This window comes from Streptomyces sp. NBC_00576, from assembly GCF_036345175.1.
Classification (GTDB): domain Bacteria; phylum Actinomycetota; class Actinomycetes; order Streptomycetales; family Streptomycetaceae; genus Streptomyces.
Genome location: NZ_CP107780.1, coordinates 2,477,444 through 2,490,939, shown reverse-complemented (window position 1 = coordinate 2,490,939; position 13,496 = coordinate 2,477,444). Strand labels below are relative to the sequence as shown.

At 68.8% G+C, this 13,496-nt stretch carries 14 protein-coding genes; 7 read left to right on the top strand and 7 right to left on the bottom strand.

Going from position 1 to position 13,496, the window contains the following annotated elements; translation table 11 throughout:
* Window positions 1–46 precede the first annotated feature (46 nt).
* Window positions 47–538, top strand: a complete 492-nt coding sequence (locus OG734_RS10380) for a pyridoxamine 5'-phosphate oxidase family protein (protein ID WP_330287201.1) — start codon at window positions 47–49, stop codon at window positions 536–538.
* Window positions 539–615: 77 nt separating this feature from the next.
* On the opposite strand, the gene OG734_RS10375 is transcribed toward OG734_RS10380, so the two are convergent.
* The 3 genes from OG734_RS10375 to OG734_RS10365 all read right to left on the bottom strand — a co-directional run bounded on the left by OG734_RS10375 (window position 616) and on the right by OG734_RS10365 (window position 2,994).
* Complete coding sequence (locus OG734_RS10375; RefSeq protein ID WP_330287200.1) at window positions 616–972, bottom strand: DUF4333 domain-containing protein; 357 nt, start codon at window positions 970–972, stop codon at window positions 616–618.
* Window positions 973–1,102: 130 nt separating this feature from the next.
* The gene (locus tag OG734_RS10370; protein WP_330287199.1) at window positions 1,103–1,801 is read right to left on the bottom strand and encodes a response regulator transcription factor; all 699 of its coding nucleotides are present in this window, start codon (window positions 1,799–1,801) and stop codon (window positions 1,103–1,105) included.
* A complete protein-coding gene (locus tag OG734_RS10365; protein ID WP_330287198.1) occupies window positions 1,798–2,994 on the bottom strand; it encodes a sensor histidine kinase in 1,197 nt (398 codons plus the stop codon). The genes OG734_RS10370 and OG734_RS10365 overlap by 4 nt, the downstream gene beginning before the upstream one ends.
* Window positions 2,995–3,045: 51 nt before the next feature.
* On the opposite strand from OG734_RS10365, the gene OG734_RS10360 reads away from it, so the two are divergent.
* The 4 genes from OG734_RS10360 to OG734_RS10345 all read left to right on the top strand — a co-directional run bounded on the left by OG734_RS10360 (window position 3,046) and on the right by OG734_RS10345 (window position 7,306).
* Complete coding sequence (locus OG734_RS10360) at window positions 3,046–3,210, top strand: hypothetical protein (RefSeq protein WP_330287197.1); 165 nt, start codon at window positions 3,046–3,048, stop codon at window positions 3,208–3,210.
* A complete protein-coding gene (locus OG734_RS10355; RefSeq protein WP_330287196.1) occupies window positions 3,207–3,989 on the top strand; it encodes an ABC transporter ATP-binding protein in 783 nt (260 codons plus the stop codon). Before OG734_RS10360 ends, OG734_RS10355 begins: the two co-directional genes overlap by 4 nt.
* Before the next feature lie 14 nt (window positions 3,990–4,003).
* On the top strand, window positions 4,004–6,067 hold the full coding sequence (locus OG734_RS10350; protein WP_330287195.1) for an ABC transporter permease: 2,064 nt from the start codon (window positions 4,004–4,006) through the stop codon (window positions 6,065–6,067).
* A 351-nt stretch (window positions 6,068–6,418) separates the two neighbouring features.
* On the top strand, window positions 6,419–7,306 hold the full coding sequence (locus tag OG734_RS10345) for an SCO6745 family protein (protein ID WP_330287194.1): 888 nt from the start codon (window positions 6,419–6,421) through the stop codon (window positions 7,304–7,306).
* A gap of 782 nt (window positions 7,307–8,088) precedes the next feature.
* On the opposite strand, the gene OG734_RS10340 is transcribed toward OG734_RS10345, so the two are convergent.
* Window positions 8,089–9,003, bottom strand: coding sequence for a tyrosine-type recombinase/integrase (locus tag OG734_RS10340; RefSeq protein ID WP_330287193.1), 915 nt, complete (start codon window positions 9,001–9,003; stop codon window positions 8,089–8,091).
* A 753-nt stretch (window positions 9,004–9,756) separates the two neighbouring features.
* Between OG734_RS10340 and OG734_RS10335 the strand changes: the two genes are divergently transcribed.
* Entirely contained in the window at window positions 9,757–9,990 is a 234-nt protein-coding gene (locus OG734_RS10335) for a helix-turn-helix transcriptional regulator (RefSeq protein ID WP_330287192.1), read from the top strand.
* A 447-nt stretch (window positions 9,991–10,437) separates the two neighbouring features.
* Here OG734_RS10335 and OG734_RS10330 read toward each other — a convergent pair whose 3' ends face one another.
* The 3 genes from OG734_RS10330 to OG734_RS10320 form a co-directional block, all read right to left on the bottom strand.
* A complete protein-coding gene (locus OG734_RS10330) occupies window positions 10,438–10,968 on the bottom strand; it encodes a hypothetical protein (RefSeq protein WP_328785513.1) in 531 nt (176 codons plus the stop codon).
* 373 nt (window positions 10,969–11,341) lie between these two features.
* Complete coding sequence (locus OG734_RS10325) at window positions 11,342–11,764, bottom strand: hypothetical protein (protein WP_330287191.1); 423 nt, start codon at window positions 11,762–11,764, stop codon at window positions 11,342–11,344.
* The gene (locus OG734_RS10320; protein WP_330287190.1) at window positions 11,761–12,591 is read right to left on the bottom strand and encodes an IS5 family transposase; all 831 of its coding nucleotides are present in this window, start codon (window positions 12,589–12,591) and stop codon (window positions 11,761–11,763) included. The genes OG734_RS10325 and OG734_RS10320 overlap by 4 nt, the downstream gene beginning before the upstream one ends.
* A 130-nt stretch (window positions 12,592–12,721) precedes the next feature.
* Between OG734_RS10320 and OG734_RS10315 the strand changes: the two genes are divergently transcribed.
* Window positions 12,722–13,279, top strand: coding sequence for a DUF6308 family protein (locus OG734_RS10315; RefSeq protein ID WP_330287189.1), 558 nt, complete (start codon window positions 12,722–12,724; stop codon window positions 13,277–13,279).
* Window positions 13,280–13,496: the final 217 nt, after the last annotated feature.

Genomic DNA, 13,496 nt, shown 5'->3' with positions numbered 1-13,496 from the left:
GGCCGGCCCCTTTCCCTCCCTCCGCCCCCGAATCCGAGGTTCCGCCATGGGCGCTGCACAGGTGTGTTCGTTCTCCGAGATCGAGGCCGCCTTCGTCGAGTACGTCCAGCAGGTCGTCTACTGCACGATGATCACCGTCGACCGTGAGAACCGCCCCCGGGCCCGGATCGTCCTGCCCGTCTGGGAGGTGGTCGACGCGCGGCCCGTGGGCTGGCTGGCCGCTTACCGGACCCCGGTCAAAGCGGCCCACCTGGCGAACAACCCCCACACGACGTACTCGTACTGGCATCCGTGCCAGAACGCGGTGTTCGTCGACAGCGTCTCCGCCTGGGTGCACGACCCGGACACCAAACTGCGAGCCTGGGAGCTGTACCGCCACAACAGCCCCCCGGGCGTCGGCTACGACCCGCACACCTTCTGGAGCGACGGCCCCACCAGCTCCGACTACCAGCTCCTGCGCATCGACCCCTGGCGCGTCCAGGTCCTGCGCGGCTCGGACCTGGCCAGCCGCATCTGGGCCGACAAGCCACCGGAATGAGGAGCGTGCCACCGCAGAGGCAGACCGCAGACCGCACAGTGATCTGTGCAGCCCCGTCCCGCGACCCCACGACGGTTCTAGCCTTCCAGCACCACGTAGTCGTACGAGATCTTGCTTCCGTCGATCTTGGTCACGGACACCGTGATCGCCTGCTTCTTTCCGTCCTCGGACGTCACCGTGCAGTCCACGTTGGCCATCGCCCGCGCCTTCAGGTCTCCGGCGCAGCTGACCGCCTTCGGCTTCCCCTGCACGATCGGCAGGGGGGCGTAGTTCTCGCGGACCTGCTTCTCGACCTCGGTCCGGGGCACGTTCGTCGCCGCGGAGGCGACGGTGCTGGTGGACTCGGTGCTCAGCAGCCGGGGAACGGCCACCACGGCCAAGCCCCCGCAGACGATCACGGCGGTCGCGGTCACGGATACGGCGATGTACTTCACGGTCTCTCCTCGGGGTGCCTGTGCTTCTTCGAAGCTGTCCTGAGGAGAGTGGCCCTGGAGGTGACGCCCCCGCTTCGGCCCGGAGGCCGACAACGGCCGGCGGGCATCGGCCCGGAGGCCGACTCGCGGGTCAGGGGGCTTGGCGTTCCCGTACCAGGCCGGTGTCCCAGGCCCAGGCGGCGATCTCGACACGGTTGCGGACGCCCAACTTGTCCTTGATGTTGGCCAGATGGGTCTTGACCGTGCCCAGGGACAGGTACAGCTCGTCGCAGAGCTCCTGGTTGGTGCGCCCGACCGCCAGCAGCCGTACGACGTCCAGCTCCCGCTCGGAGAGCGGATGGGCGAGCGGGGCCGCCGGCGGCTGCTGTGCGGCGAGATGCTTGAGCAGCCGGATGGTGACGGCGGGGGAGACCAGGGCGTCGCCGCGGGCGGCGGACCGTACGGCCTCGATCAGCAGGTTGGAGGCGGCGTCCTTGAGGAGGAAGCCGCAGGCGCCGTTGCGCAGGGCGGTGTACGCGTAGTCGTCCTGGTCGAAGGTGGTGACCACGACGACGCGCAGGGGATCGGTGACGCCCGGGCCGGCCAGGGCGCGGGTGACCTCCAGGCCGTCCAGCCTGGGCATGCGGATGTCGACTAGGCAGACGTCCGGGCGCAGCCGGCGGGCGAGTTCGACGCACTCGGCGCCGTCCGCCGCCTCGCCGATGACCTCCAGGTCGGGCTGGGTGCCCAGGATCAGCCGGAAGCCGGTACGGATCATCTCCTGGTCGTCGGCGATCAGTACCCGCGTCCGGGCCCCGTTCCCACTGCCGGCACCGCTGCCACCGTTCATGCCGATGATCCTTCCACAGCCGCCAGGACGGGGAAGACGGCACTCACGCACCAGCCCCCGTCCGGTGTCCTGCCGCTGGTGAGGGAGCCCTCCACGGCCTCCACCCGTTCGCGCAGCCCGACGAGGCCGAAACCGCTCCTGCCGCCGGTCGGCACGGCGGCGTGCGCCACCGGCGCAGTGTTGCGCACCTCGACCCGGAGCCGGGGGCCGTCGGTGTGCCGGTCCAGATCGAGGCGGACGGCGACATCCGTGCCGTGCGCGTGGCGTCGTACGTTCGTCAGCGCCTCCTGCACCACGCGGTGGACGGAGGTCTCCACCTCGGGCGCCAGCCGCACTCCGCGCACCTCGGACGCGACGTCCAGCCTGGCCTCGGTGCCGTCGCCGGTGAACGCGGAGACCAGACGGTCCAGTTCGGTCAGCAGCTCACCCGGGCGGGCGGCCTGGTGGTCGTCCTCGCGCAGCACCCGCACCAGACGGCGCATGGAGTCCAACGTCTCCCCGCCGGCCCGCGAGATCCCCTCCAGCAGCGGCTTGATCTGCTCCGGCGAGCTCTCCTGGATCACCAGGGCCGCGTTGGCGTGCACGATGATGCCGGTGACGTGGTGGGCGACGAAGTCGTGGAGGTCGCGGGCGAGTTCGAGGCGCTCGTTGTGGCGTACGGAGGTCACGGCCTGGGCCCGGCGGGCGTCCAGGAGGCGCAGATAGCAACCGAGGGCCACGACGGGGGCGACGGCGATCATCAGCACGAAGGAGTACGTGAAGGAGCCGTGCTCCGTGCCCCCTCGCCAGGGCATGGAGATCACCGCGGCGGTCAGCGCCACCGACAGCGTCACGGCGGCGACCGGGCGGTTCACCCGCCGCACGGTCCGGGGGAGCAGCACGAGCAGGGCGACGGTTTCGAGCAGACCCCACGTGCCGCTGGTGAGCGGGGCATACACGCACAGGCCCACGGTCAGGGCCAAGGAGCCCAGCGCGGCGGTGCCGGCACGCCATTCGGGGCTCGGCCGACGGGCGGGAAGGAGCAGCGCGGCGGCGGCGACAGGGCCGGAGACCAGCGGCAGCCAGCTCGACCAGCGGCCCTGCGGTTCGTAGAAGGCCACCAGGTCGTACAGCCACACCAGGGCCAGGCCTGCGCAGAGGGAGACCGTGATGGCGCGCTGGACAGCCGGGGAGAGGGGGATATCGGATTCCACGCCGCAAAGAGTACGGAAGTACGGCCGAGCGGCGGGTCGGCCCGCAGGCCGATGGCGGCGACCTCGGACCGGCCCGGCGGCCGAGGACAGGCGCCCCTGTCCGGCGGGATGGTCGACGGCATGCAGATCCTTACCGTTCTCCAAATGGTCCTGGCGGCGCTCGCCGGACTGTGCCTCGTCCTGTGCGCCCTCGTCACCGTTCAGGCCGCCCGATGAGCCCTTACCGCACGACCACCGCCTCCCCCGTCCTGGCGGGCACCGGTCTCAGGAAGTCCTACGGCCTGACCCGCGCCCTGGCAGGTGTCGACGTGTCCGTCTCGGCGGGCGAGTCGCTGGCGATCATGGGCCCGTCGGGGTCGGGCAAGTCCACGTTGCTGCACTGTCTGGCCGGCATCGAACGGCCCGACGAGGGCCAGGTGCTGCTGGCCGGCGAGCGTGTGGACCAGCTGGGCGAGCCCGAGCGCAGCGAACTGCGCCGCACCCGCTTCGGCTTCGTCTTCCAGTCCGGCCAGCTGCTCCCGGAACTGCCCGCCGACGAGAACGTGGCCCTGCCGCTGATGCTCGGCGGCGTGCCGCGCCGCCAGGCGGTCCGCAAGGCCCGGGAGTGGTTCCCGGTGCTGGGCCTGTCCGGCAAGGAGGAGCGGCGGCCGGGGGAGCTGTCCGGCGGGCAGGCGCAGCGCGTCGCCATCGCACGGGCGCTGGTCGGCGACCCGCAGGTGATCTTCGCCGACGAGCCGACGGGCGCGCTGGACCAGACCACCGGCATGGAGGTCATGGGCCTGCTGGCCGACATCACCCACCGGCAGGGCGCCGCGCTCGTCGTGGTCACGCACGACGAGAACGTGGCGCACTGGTGCGATCGCACCGTCCGGGTCCGCGACGGCCGCCTGACCGAGGACGACCGGACCCGCGCCGCGGAGGCGGCGGGCGTCGCCGCCTGGCACACGCCCGGACAGCCTGTCGGCCACGACGCGGACGCGCGGTACGACCGATGAGGACACCGAACCTGATGACGGCACTCAACCCGATGAGGGCTCTGAACCCGATGAGGGCTCTGAACCCGATGAGGGCACTGGACCGCACCACCTGGACCCTGACCTGGCGGCTGACCCGCGCCGGCGGCCGCACCGGCCTGCTGGCCACCGGCCTCGCCGTCGCCGCGGCCGCCATCAGCACCGCGTTGCTGCTGGTCTGCGTGGCCGCCAACCTCGGCTTCCAGCAACGCGCCGACCGCATCGACTGGCGCAGCCCCATCAGGTCGGCGGCCCCAGCCGCGATCGAGGCCGTCGGCACCACGTTCAGCGGAAGCACCCCGGTCACCGTCGTGGACGTGGCACAGCTGCCGGGCAGGAAGGCCCCGGCCCCGCCCGGCATGACCCACTTCCCCGAGCCCGGCGAGATGTGGGTCTCCCCGGCCCTCGCCGACCTGCTCCACCGCCTCCCCACCGGCAGCCACCCCGTCCCCGGCACCCCGGCCGGCACCCTGGGCCGCGCCGCACTGGCGCACCCCGGCGAACTCGTCGCCGTCGTCGGCCACATACCGACCGCCCCCGCCGTCACCGCCCCGCGCGAGGACGACCCGCGCCGCCCCGGCGACACCGTCACCCCCACCAGGGTCGCCGACTTCACCGGACGGCGCTCGAGCGACGGCATCGGCAGCGGGTACGTGGTGCTCGCGGAGATCGCCGCCATTCTCGTCGCCGTACCGCTGCTGATCCTCGGCGCCTCCTCGGCGCGCCTGTCGGTCTCCCGCCGCGACCAGCGTCTCGCCGCACTGCGGCTCATCGGCGCCACGCCCGGCCGGATCGCCGGGATGACGGCGGCCGAGTCGGCCCTCACCGCCACGGTGGGCACGCTGCTGGGCGCTATCGGCTACGGGCTGCTGGTTCCCCTCGCCGCTCAGGTGTCCGTGGCGGGCGGCTCCTGGTACGCGGCCGACCTGTGGGTCGGGCTCCCGGTACTGCTCGCCGTACTCGCCGGAGTCGTTGCCATGGTGATCGTCAGCGCGCTCATCGGGCTGCGCCAGGTCGTGGTCGGCCCGCTGGGCGTGGCGCGGCGCTCGCGGCCACCTCGGATGAGCTTCGTCCGTGCCCTGGTCTTCGTCGCGGTGATCCTCGGCTACTCGTGGTACACCGAGCACCACAAGAGCGACATCAACGGCGTCCTGGGGTTCTTCGCCGTCGTCTTCCTCGCCCTGTCCGTGATCGGCCCGTGGGTGGTCGGCATCCTCGGCCGGATCGTCAGCGCCAGGGCCCGGCAGGCGGCGACCCTGCTGGCCGGGCGGCGACTGCTGGACGATCCGAAGAGCGCGTGGCGTACGGTCTCCGGGCTCACCCTCGCCGGATTCGTCGCCGGGTTCTTCGCCCTCTTCAGCTTCGGCGGAGGCTCCCCGTGGGGCCACCCCGACACCCTCGCCGTGGCCGTGCCGAAGAACCGGGTGGCCGTGGTCCAGCACGAGGCGCGGGACCGCCTGGAGCGCGCCGGCGTCACCGCCACCGTCGGCAGCGACACCGACTGGGTCGCCATGGGCGGCGGCGAGAACAGCGTCCAGGTCACGGTCACCGTGCCCGGCGGCACCCAGAACCTCGATCGCGCCCGCACCGCGCTGACCTCCCTCGTGCCCGGCCAGTACCCGATCACCGGCACCGACATCGACTGGTCCAACCGGCTGTTCGCCCGGGACTTCTCCACCGCCACCCGGATCGTCCTCGGCGTCACCTTCATCACCGCCATCGCCTCTGCCGGGATCACCGCGGCCTCCTCCGTCCTGGACCGCCGCCGCACCTACGCCCTGCTGAGGCTGGCGGGCACCCCGCTGCGGATCCTGGACGCGGCCCGCCGCAAGGAGACCCTCATCCCGGTGGCCGTGCTGGCCGGCGGCTCCGTCCTGACCGGCGTCTTCGCCGCCGCCCCGCTCACCCTCCTCGGCGGCGGATCGTCCTTCGACGCGGGCAGCGGCATCACGCTCGCCGCGTGTTTCGGTCTCGGCGTCGGCGGACTGCTGGCGGCGAGTGCGCTCAGCCGCCCCCTGCTGAGGTCGGTCACTCGGCGGGCGGGCCCACACGCGGAATGACCGCCGTCGGACACCCGACCCCGACGACCCCGACGACCCCGACGACCCTGACGACCCCGGCGTTCGCGGTCGTCGGTGGTCCCGGTTCCCGCGCGACTGAAGGTCTTCAGGCTGGCGAAGCCGTGCTCGGCCGGCGCCCGCAGGCTGCTGATCAGCCGGTTCACGACCTTCTTCGGTGACATCGCGAACCGGTGCCGCGAGCTGGTACCAAGAACTGGTTGCAGGGCTGTAGTTGCCGGAACCGCTCTCCGATAACGTACCGACCAGGCGGTACGGATAAGTGTGCCCCACGTGCCGTCGTGTGCTCGATGAACAGCAACGTTTCATCCACCACAGGACGGAGAGGCCCTCATGACGCAGAACCCGGACCGCGACAGCCTGGCCCTCGCACGCCAGACCTGGAGAACTCTCGAGCCCTACCACGGGGGTGTCTACTTCTCGCCCGAAGCCGCAGGCCAGTACGCCGAGTTGGGCGTGGACGCCAGGACGGGGTACTTCGCGTCCCGCTCCGCCGCACTCGGTGCCGCTCCGGCGGATCTGGTCATCGCCACGTTCTACAACTTCAATCCCCAGGTGGTGCGCAGAGCCATACCCGCGGCATGGGAAGCCGCCACGCCCCAGCGGTTCGCCGCCGCCCGGCTCGCCGGGATCGATACCACGCTCCGCCGCATCCTCGGCGCGGACGTCTCCTCACCGGCGCTGGTCCGCGCGGCGGAATTGGCCCGTACCGCGGCTGAAGCGACCGTCCGCCATCCACAAGGCCGCCCCCTCTTCGCCGCGCACGCCGCACTGCCGTGGCCGAGCGCACCCCACCTCGTGCTCTGGCACGCGCAGACTCTGCTGCGGGAGTTCCGTGGCGACGGTCACGTGGCGGCACTACTGACTGCCGGACTGAGCGGGCTCGAGGCTCTCGTCACGCACGCTGCCACAGGCGACATCGACGCAGGGGTGCTGCGCGACTCGCGGGCATGGACGCCGGAACAGTGGGGACAGGCCGTGCAGAGCCTGCGTGAGCGTGGATGGCTCGACGACGGACCTCACCTGGCCCTGACCGAGGACGGTACGCGGCGCAGGGCGGAGATCGAGTACACCACCGACAGGCTTGCCGCCCTCCCTTACCTCACACTCGGTCCTGTGGCCTGCGCCGAACTTCGTTCGCTGGTGAGGCCGTTCAGCCTGGCGGTGGCCAAGGAGCTCCTGCCGTGGGCAGCCGACCGCCTCGGCGAAGAGAGCACATGAGAGAAGAGAGCGAGTGCCGGGACCGGGCGGAGACTTGGCGGGTGAGGCGTCCGAGGCGGCTGCGGGTGACGTTCATGGCCGGGCCGTCGCCTGCACGGGCGATGGCCTCGTCCTGCTGGGCCCGGAGGGCGGCCAGGAGTTCGGTGCTGTTCGAGATCGGAGCCGGCCTCGGGCTCGGACAAGGAGAGGCGTTCGGCTTGTCCATGGAGGACATCGACTTCGACGAGGAAGTCGTCCACGTCCGGCGCCAGGTCAAGATGGTGCGGACCGGTCACCATGGCGTGGGACGACCCCCGCCCGGCCGAAACGCCGGTGGAGGCCAGGCACCGGCGGCCGAGGACGTACGACCTCCTGGTGACGGGGCGCGAGCGCAACGCGATCAACAGGAACTTCTTCAACTCCTCCGTGTGGAAGCCGGCCCTGGCCGGGGCCGGAGTGATCGCCACGCTGGAGAAGAGCGCCCTGAACGGGGCCCGAGTCCGGGAGCCGTCCCAGGAACACGGCTACATGCCCTGCGCCACTTCTAGCCTCCGAGCAACTGGAGGCCGGCGAGCCGCTCGCCCGGACGGCCGGGAGAAGCCCGGTCCTGGCCCAAAGTCCCAGAGAATTCCCACAGGCGCCGCCGCACCCCCGCCTCCCCCGTTCGTAAAGGTCAGACGGGGTGTGGCGGCACCCGCCCCTCAGATGTCCCGGAACTCCTATACAACGTATCTGACCTGCGCAAACGAACCCGTCCGAAGATCATCTTGCACGGTCGTTGCACAAGCCGAACGGTGCAGGAGTCACGCGGCCCTCGTGTAGGCGCTCTGGACCGCGATGCGGATCTTGGAACCGGCCCCCGCGATCCGGTGCACGTACTTACGCAGAGTAAACGCAGGATCGGCGTGTCCGAGCCGATCCGCGAGTGTGTACACGTCTACCCCGCCGTTGATCATCATCGACGCGTACAGGTGTCGGAGGGCGTGCATCATCATGTCGCGGGACTTCTCCCAGCGCCGTCCCTTCGTGTTGGGGTCAAGGGGCTTGATGAGGCCGGCCGCCGCAAGAGCAGGCTTCCAGCGGTAGGAGTTGAACCAATTCGACTGAATGGCGGTCTTCTCCCGAGTGTAGAAGATCAGCTGCAACGTGACCGGGTTGCCGCCTTTGCTGCCCCACGGTCGGGTCACCTCGACGGGCGGGTACTTCTCCATGTGTTCGCGCAGGGGGATGGCCACGTCGTCGGTCAGTTCGACCCACCGGTCCTTCGGGTCCTCGCCGTCTCCGCCCTTGGGGAGGTCGAATACCAGGAACGAGCCGTCGTGGACTACTTGCCGTTGCACGTGCACCATCGAGCCGTCCGGATGTGCCCAGTCGATGTCTTCTGGTGACAGGCCGAATATTTCTCCTTGACGAAGGCCCAGGCCGCGACCGCAGTCTACGAGCGCCTTGTAGCGGTCGGGAAGTTCGGCACGGATCTTCTGTGTGTCCTCCCATGTCAGGGTCAGCTCTGCCCGGCCGCCGTCTCCCCGCTTCGGCTTGGCGTCCTGCACCGATTTGGCGAGGCATGGATTTTTGGGTATCAGGCTGTCGTCCACGGCCAGGTCAAAGACAGCCCGAAGATTGTCGAAGACCAGGCGCAGCGTGGAACTTTCGAGCAGCCGACGACGGTCGTGCAGCCAGTCCAGCAAAGACGACGCGTTCACGTCCTTTACGCGCATCTTCCCAACTGTGGTAGGAACGATGTGTAGGAGAATCCGCTCCTTGTGGCGTCGGTATGTGCGCGGATTCTTGTGTTCGTGTCCCTTGAGCCACGTAAGGGCGAGTTCATCGACCCTGACCTCTCCGGCGCGAGGGTTGATGTATGACCCATCGTCCACTCCGGACCGCATCTTGGTCTCGTGCCTGCGGGCTTCGGCCTCGGTGCGGAACAACTCCGTCTGCTGGATACCTTCCCGGTTACGCCAACGGGCCTGCCACCGCTTCCCGACCCCGTGATCCGCCGTCGGAACCTTGCCGTGTTCCCTACAGGCCGACTCTCCGGCTTTCGGGCGTGACTTGTGCCAACGGTCGTACGGCATGGACTTAACTCCTAATTGTCGGGCGGCCTTGATGTTGTTGGTGGGGTTCTCTCGTATCAGGGTCGTCATCGACGGTGAGATCGCGTGACCGTTCATCTCGGCTGAGTGAATGGAATGTTGATCCAGGGAAACGGAAATGTCAAACGTATTTTCTGGGTCATTGCGACATGGGGATCCAGAGTGGGGAAGAGTCTCGCCCTAGCTGAATCCTCGCTGAGGTATCGGCGAGGGTTCGCTGCTGTCTTTCGAGAGTTCTGCAGAGTCTCAGGAATTTCGCCGCAAGTTCTTTTATTTGGCGCGGCTGGAATCTCATGTCACTGTTCCGTGCACCACCACAGTGGGCAACCACTCGCGTGGTTCTCCTGCCCGTTTCCGAGCCGTTACGGAGTACCCATGCGTCGAACCACTGCCCGTGCGGCAGAAGCCGCCAGTGACACGGGGGACCGCCGCCCGCTGATGAGCGCTGAGGAACTGGCTGACTTCCTCGGTGTGCCGCTGAACACGGTCTACGTATGGAATCACCGACGCCAGGGTCCGCGAGCCCACAAGGTCGGCCGCTATTTGCGCTACCGCTGGCCGGAGGTGGAGGCATGGCTGGAAGCTCAGGCAGTGGATCGCGCGGTCTGAATTGGCGGAGTACGCCTGTGCCTTTGTGTCGGGAGGGCGACAGTACCCGGCGTGCAGCCCGACTCGTCTGCCGCCACCTGCGGCTTTGCCTTGAAAAGGGCCTCTGATCTGCGATGGAGGCCCTTTCCGATCTTTCGGGGGCTTGCCGTGTAAGGCGGCGAAACGTCCCTCGAAAGTCCCTGGGACAGAGCTGAAAGTCCCTGAAAAGTCCCAGGAGCGCAGTACGGCGTCCAGGGTGCTGAGAGCTCGTAACACGATCATGCGCCCCAGTCTCAGAGGGCGGTATGCGAGCTGATGTCTGTTCTGCCGTGGCCTGAGCGCGTGGCGTCGGCCGTACTCGCTGCGATCCTGCCCCCTCTGATACCGCGACGATCGTGCGATCCTCGGCTGACCACCTGATGACGGACACGTCCCTCGCAGAGGCCTCCGCCCCCGCTGCTACACGGCTCACCCCTCCGGCAACGCCCGCATCGCGGCCTCGGCGAGACGGCTGGCCGCCTTGCAGTTCTTCGCGTCGTCGAAACCGTCCGCCGGGCCCAGGAACCAGACGCGGAGGGCGGGGTCGGCCTTCCCGGACTCGCCGGCCGGATCGGTCGCTCCCGTCGTGTCGACGGAGATCTCGCAGGCAGTGGACTGTACGGCGCGGCGCGCGCGTAGACCACCGACAGTCGTCTGCTCGCCCACTTCCATCACGTAATAGCTGTTCATCTGGAGCTTGCCGTCGGCGGATCCGTCAACCGGCGCCGTCCACTCGCAGTCGTCACTCGCGCCCGCCGCCGAATCGCTCTCCAGCTTCTTCACACCCAGCAGCTTGGCCATGGTGTCCTCGGACAGGAGCGTGCACAGATTCGTTCCGTCCAGTTGTCTCGCGCCGATGGGACCCGAGTCGTCGCTGGATGAGCCCGAGTCGCCGCACGACACGGCTGCCGCGAGGCACAGCAGCGTGGGCAGGACGAAAACGAGGGGACGAAGACGCACGGCAGCTCCCTTGAACAGACCTGCTTTTCAGGTCGGTTGATCTCTGCATCGCAGCTTGCCGATCATAGGTGCGATATGACGGGAACGCCCCGACTCTTCGACTACCGGGCAGGGAAGGCCAGTTCGGAGTGCTACACCACGTGACCACGGCCTTGCCGCGGCCGTGTGGCCCTGTTTCACATGGCGTACGCCCTCGGCCGTGTCGGCGGCCAGGGAGTAGGTCCGGTCGACCACCGCTGCGACACTCGCACGCAGAGTCCTCCTGGACGTCCCCCTCCGATCCGCCCTTGCCCCCTGAGCGGGCGGTATGGCTTGATTCTGATTTGCTGCTGCGTCGAGGGTGAGTGGGCAGGTCGAGGCTACGCAGGTTGGCTTACGGCTGCGGATGGGTGAACAAGCCCTGCTCGATCTCCGCCAGGATCCCGCGTTCGACGAGCCGCTTGAGCTTCAGGCGGGTGTTGTTGATGGTGTTGGGCGCGATCTCCAGGTCCATCGCCTCACACACCTGCCGCGCCCGCAGCGGGGCCTCGGCCGCGGCGAACACCGCCATGATCTGCTGGTAGGCCGGATGGTCCGGCAGCTTCGGGGCCGGCGGCGCAGGCGGCTGCGGATCGGGCAGCTCCAGCAGCGTCTTGCGGGTGATCCGGACTTCCTCGGCGGCCCGGTCGAGTTCGTCGAGCTGTGCGGTCAGCTGCGTGATCTGTTCCCTTGTCGTCTCGGCCTGTGCGGTGATCTCTCTTTCCCGCTCCTCCAGCCGCGCCAGCACCGCGCCGAGCGTCAACTCCCCGCCGGTCATGCGGTGCGCCAGGCCGGCGCGGTCGCCCCGGTCAGCCGGCGCAGTATCACCGCGGTCATCGCCCAGTACACCCGCGACTCCGAACTGCGGGGCCGGTGTTCGTAGTCGCGCACCAGCCTGCGGGACAACACCAAGATCCCAAAGGCGCGCTCCACGACCCACCGCTTGGCCTGGGGAACGAACCCGGTCTGCGCGGGGTTGCGCTCCACGACCTCCACCGCGATGCCCACCTTCTGCCCGTGCGCGACGACCGCGTTCTTGAGGCCCTGGTCGACCAGGGCCTTCTCCACGGCGTCCGTGTCGGCGGCGACCTTGTCCAGCAGCGCGATCCCGACGGCGTTCTCGTGCGCCGACGCGGCCGCCACGACCACCGCGATCACCAGCCCCAACACGTCAACGGCCAGGCCGCGCTTGCGGCCCGGTACTTTTTTTGCCGCATCACGTCCCGTCGACTGCGCGGGCACTCCGGCCGCGGCGTGCACGCTCTGGGTGTCGAGCACCACCAGGCTCGGGTCCGCCTTCCGGCCCATCTTCTCCCGCACCTGCCAGCGCAGCAGGTCGTGGATGGTCTGGTCGATGCCGTCGTCGCGCCAGGTGTAGAAGTAGTACTTCACCGCGCCGGGCGGCGGGAAGTCGTGTGGGAGCAGGTCCCACTGACAGCCTGAACGGCCTTGGTAGAGCAGCGCGTTGACGATCTCCCGCATCATGTACCGGCCCTGATGGCCGCTGACCGAGGGATGCGCGGCCTTCCACGCGGTGATCACCGGCTCGACCAGCGCCCACTGCTCATCGCTCAGGTCGGTCTTGTAGGGCTTGCGCTCGCTCACGGTGACCAGCCCCGCATGCCCATGGTCGCAGACCGGCCGGGATGCCGCATTACTACACGTTCAGGTGACGACAAAACATCTATGCACTCACATACCGCCCTCTGAGACCTACTGGCACGACGAGAAGGCAGTGCGCCTACTGGTCGAGTACTTCACCCGACGACGCTCAAGCGGTGACCCGTTCTATTCCGGTGCGCACTTCGAGCGCCTGGGTGGGGGAGGGGACACCGAGCACGTCGCGGACTGCTTCGACAGCAACGACCTGGTCGTCATCACTACGCTCAGTGTCTCCCTCAAGCCGCACGGGGCGATGAGCTTGCTGTCCGACCCCGACGGGCACTGGGCGCGCCTGCTGTCGCTCACCCCTCGTGACGCGCGCTTGGAGAATCCTGGAAGCGATGCGCTTATGGAGGAGGGCGGACCCGCGTGGGAGTTGTGGGAACGCCTGGCCGGCAGCAAGCAGTACCCCCGCAAGCCCGACGGCAGCGGCCCGGTTGTCGCAGGCAAATTGCTGGCCCGCAAGCGTCCCCACCCCATCCCCATCTACGACATCCGCATCAAGCAGCTGTTCGAGCGACCGAAGGTGGACCACTCCTTCTGGCCCGCACTGGCTGCCGCCCTGCGGGCGGACAACTGCTCCTTCCGCGATCAGGTGGTCTGTCTCCGCGACAAGGGCCGGTATCGGTGAGGACATCGGCGTCCTGCGTGTGTTCGACGTCATCGCCTGGACGTATCAACGCTGGCAGGGACAGATCGCGACGAGCTGAGCTGTATGGGAGTTCACCGAGGCCGCCGGTCCGAACCCCTGTCCTCGAATTGATCTGTTTCCGATGACGCACCATGTGGAGTGTGTCGCGATCCTTGAACCGGTCACTAAGGGCGCCTGACCTGCGGTTTTGTCGATG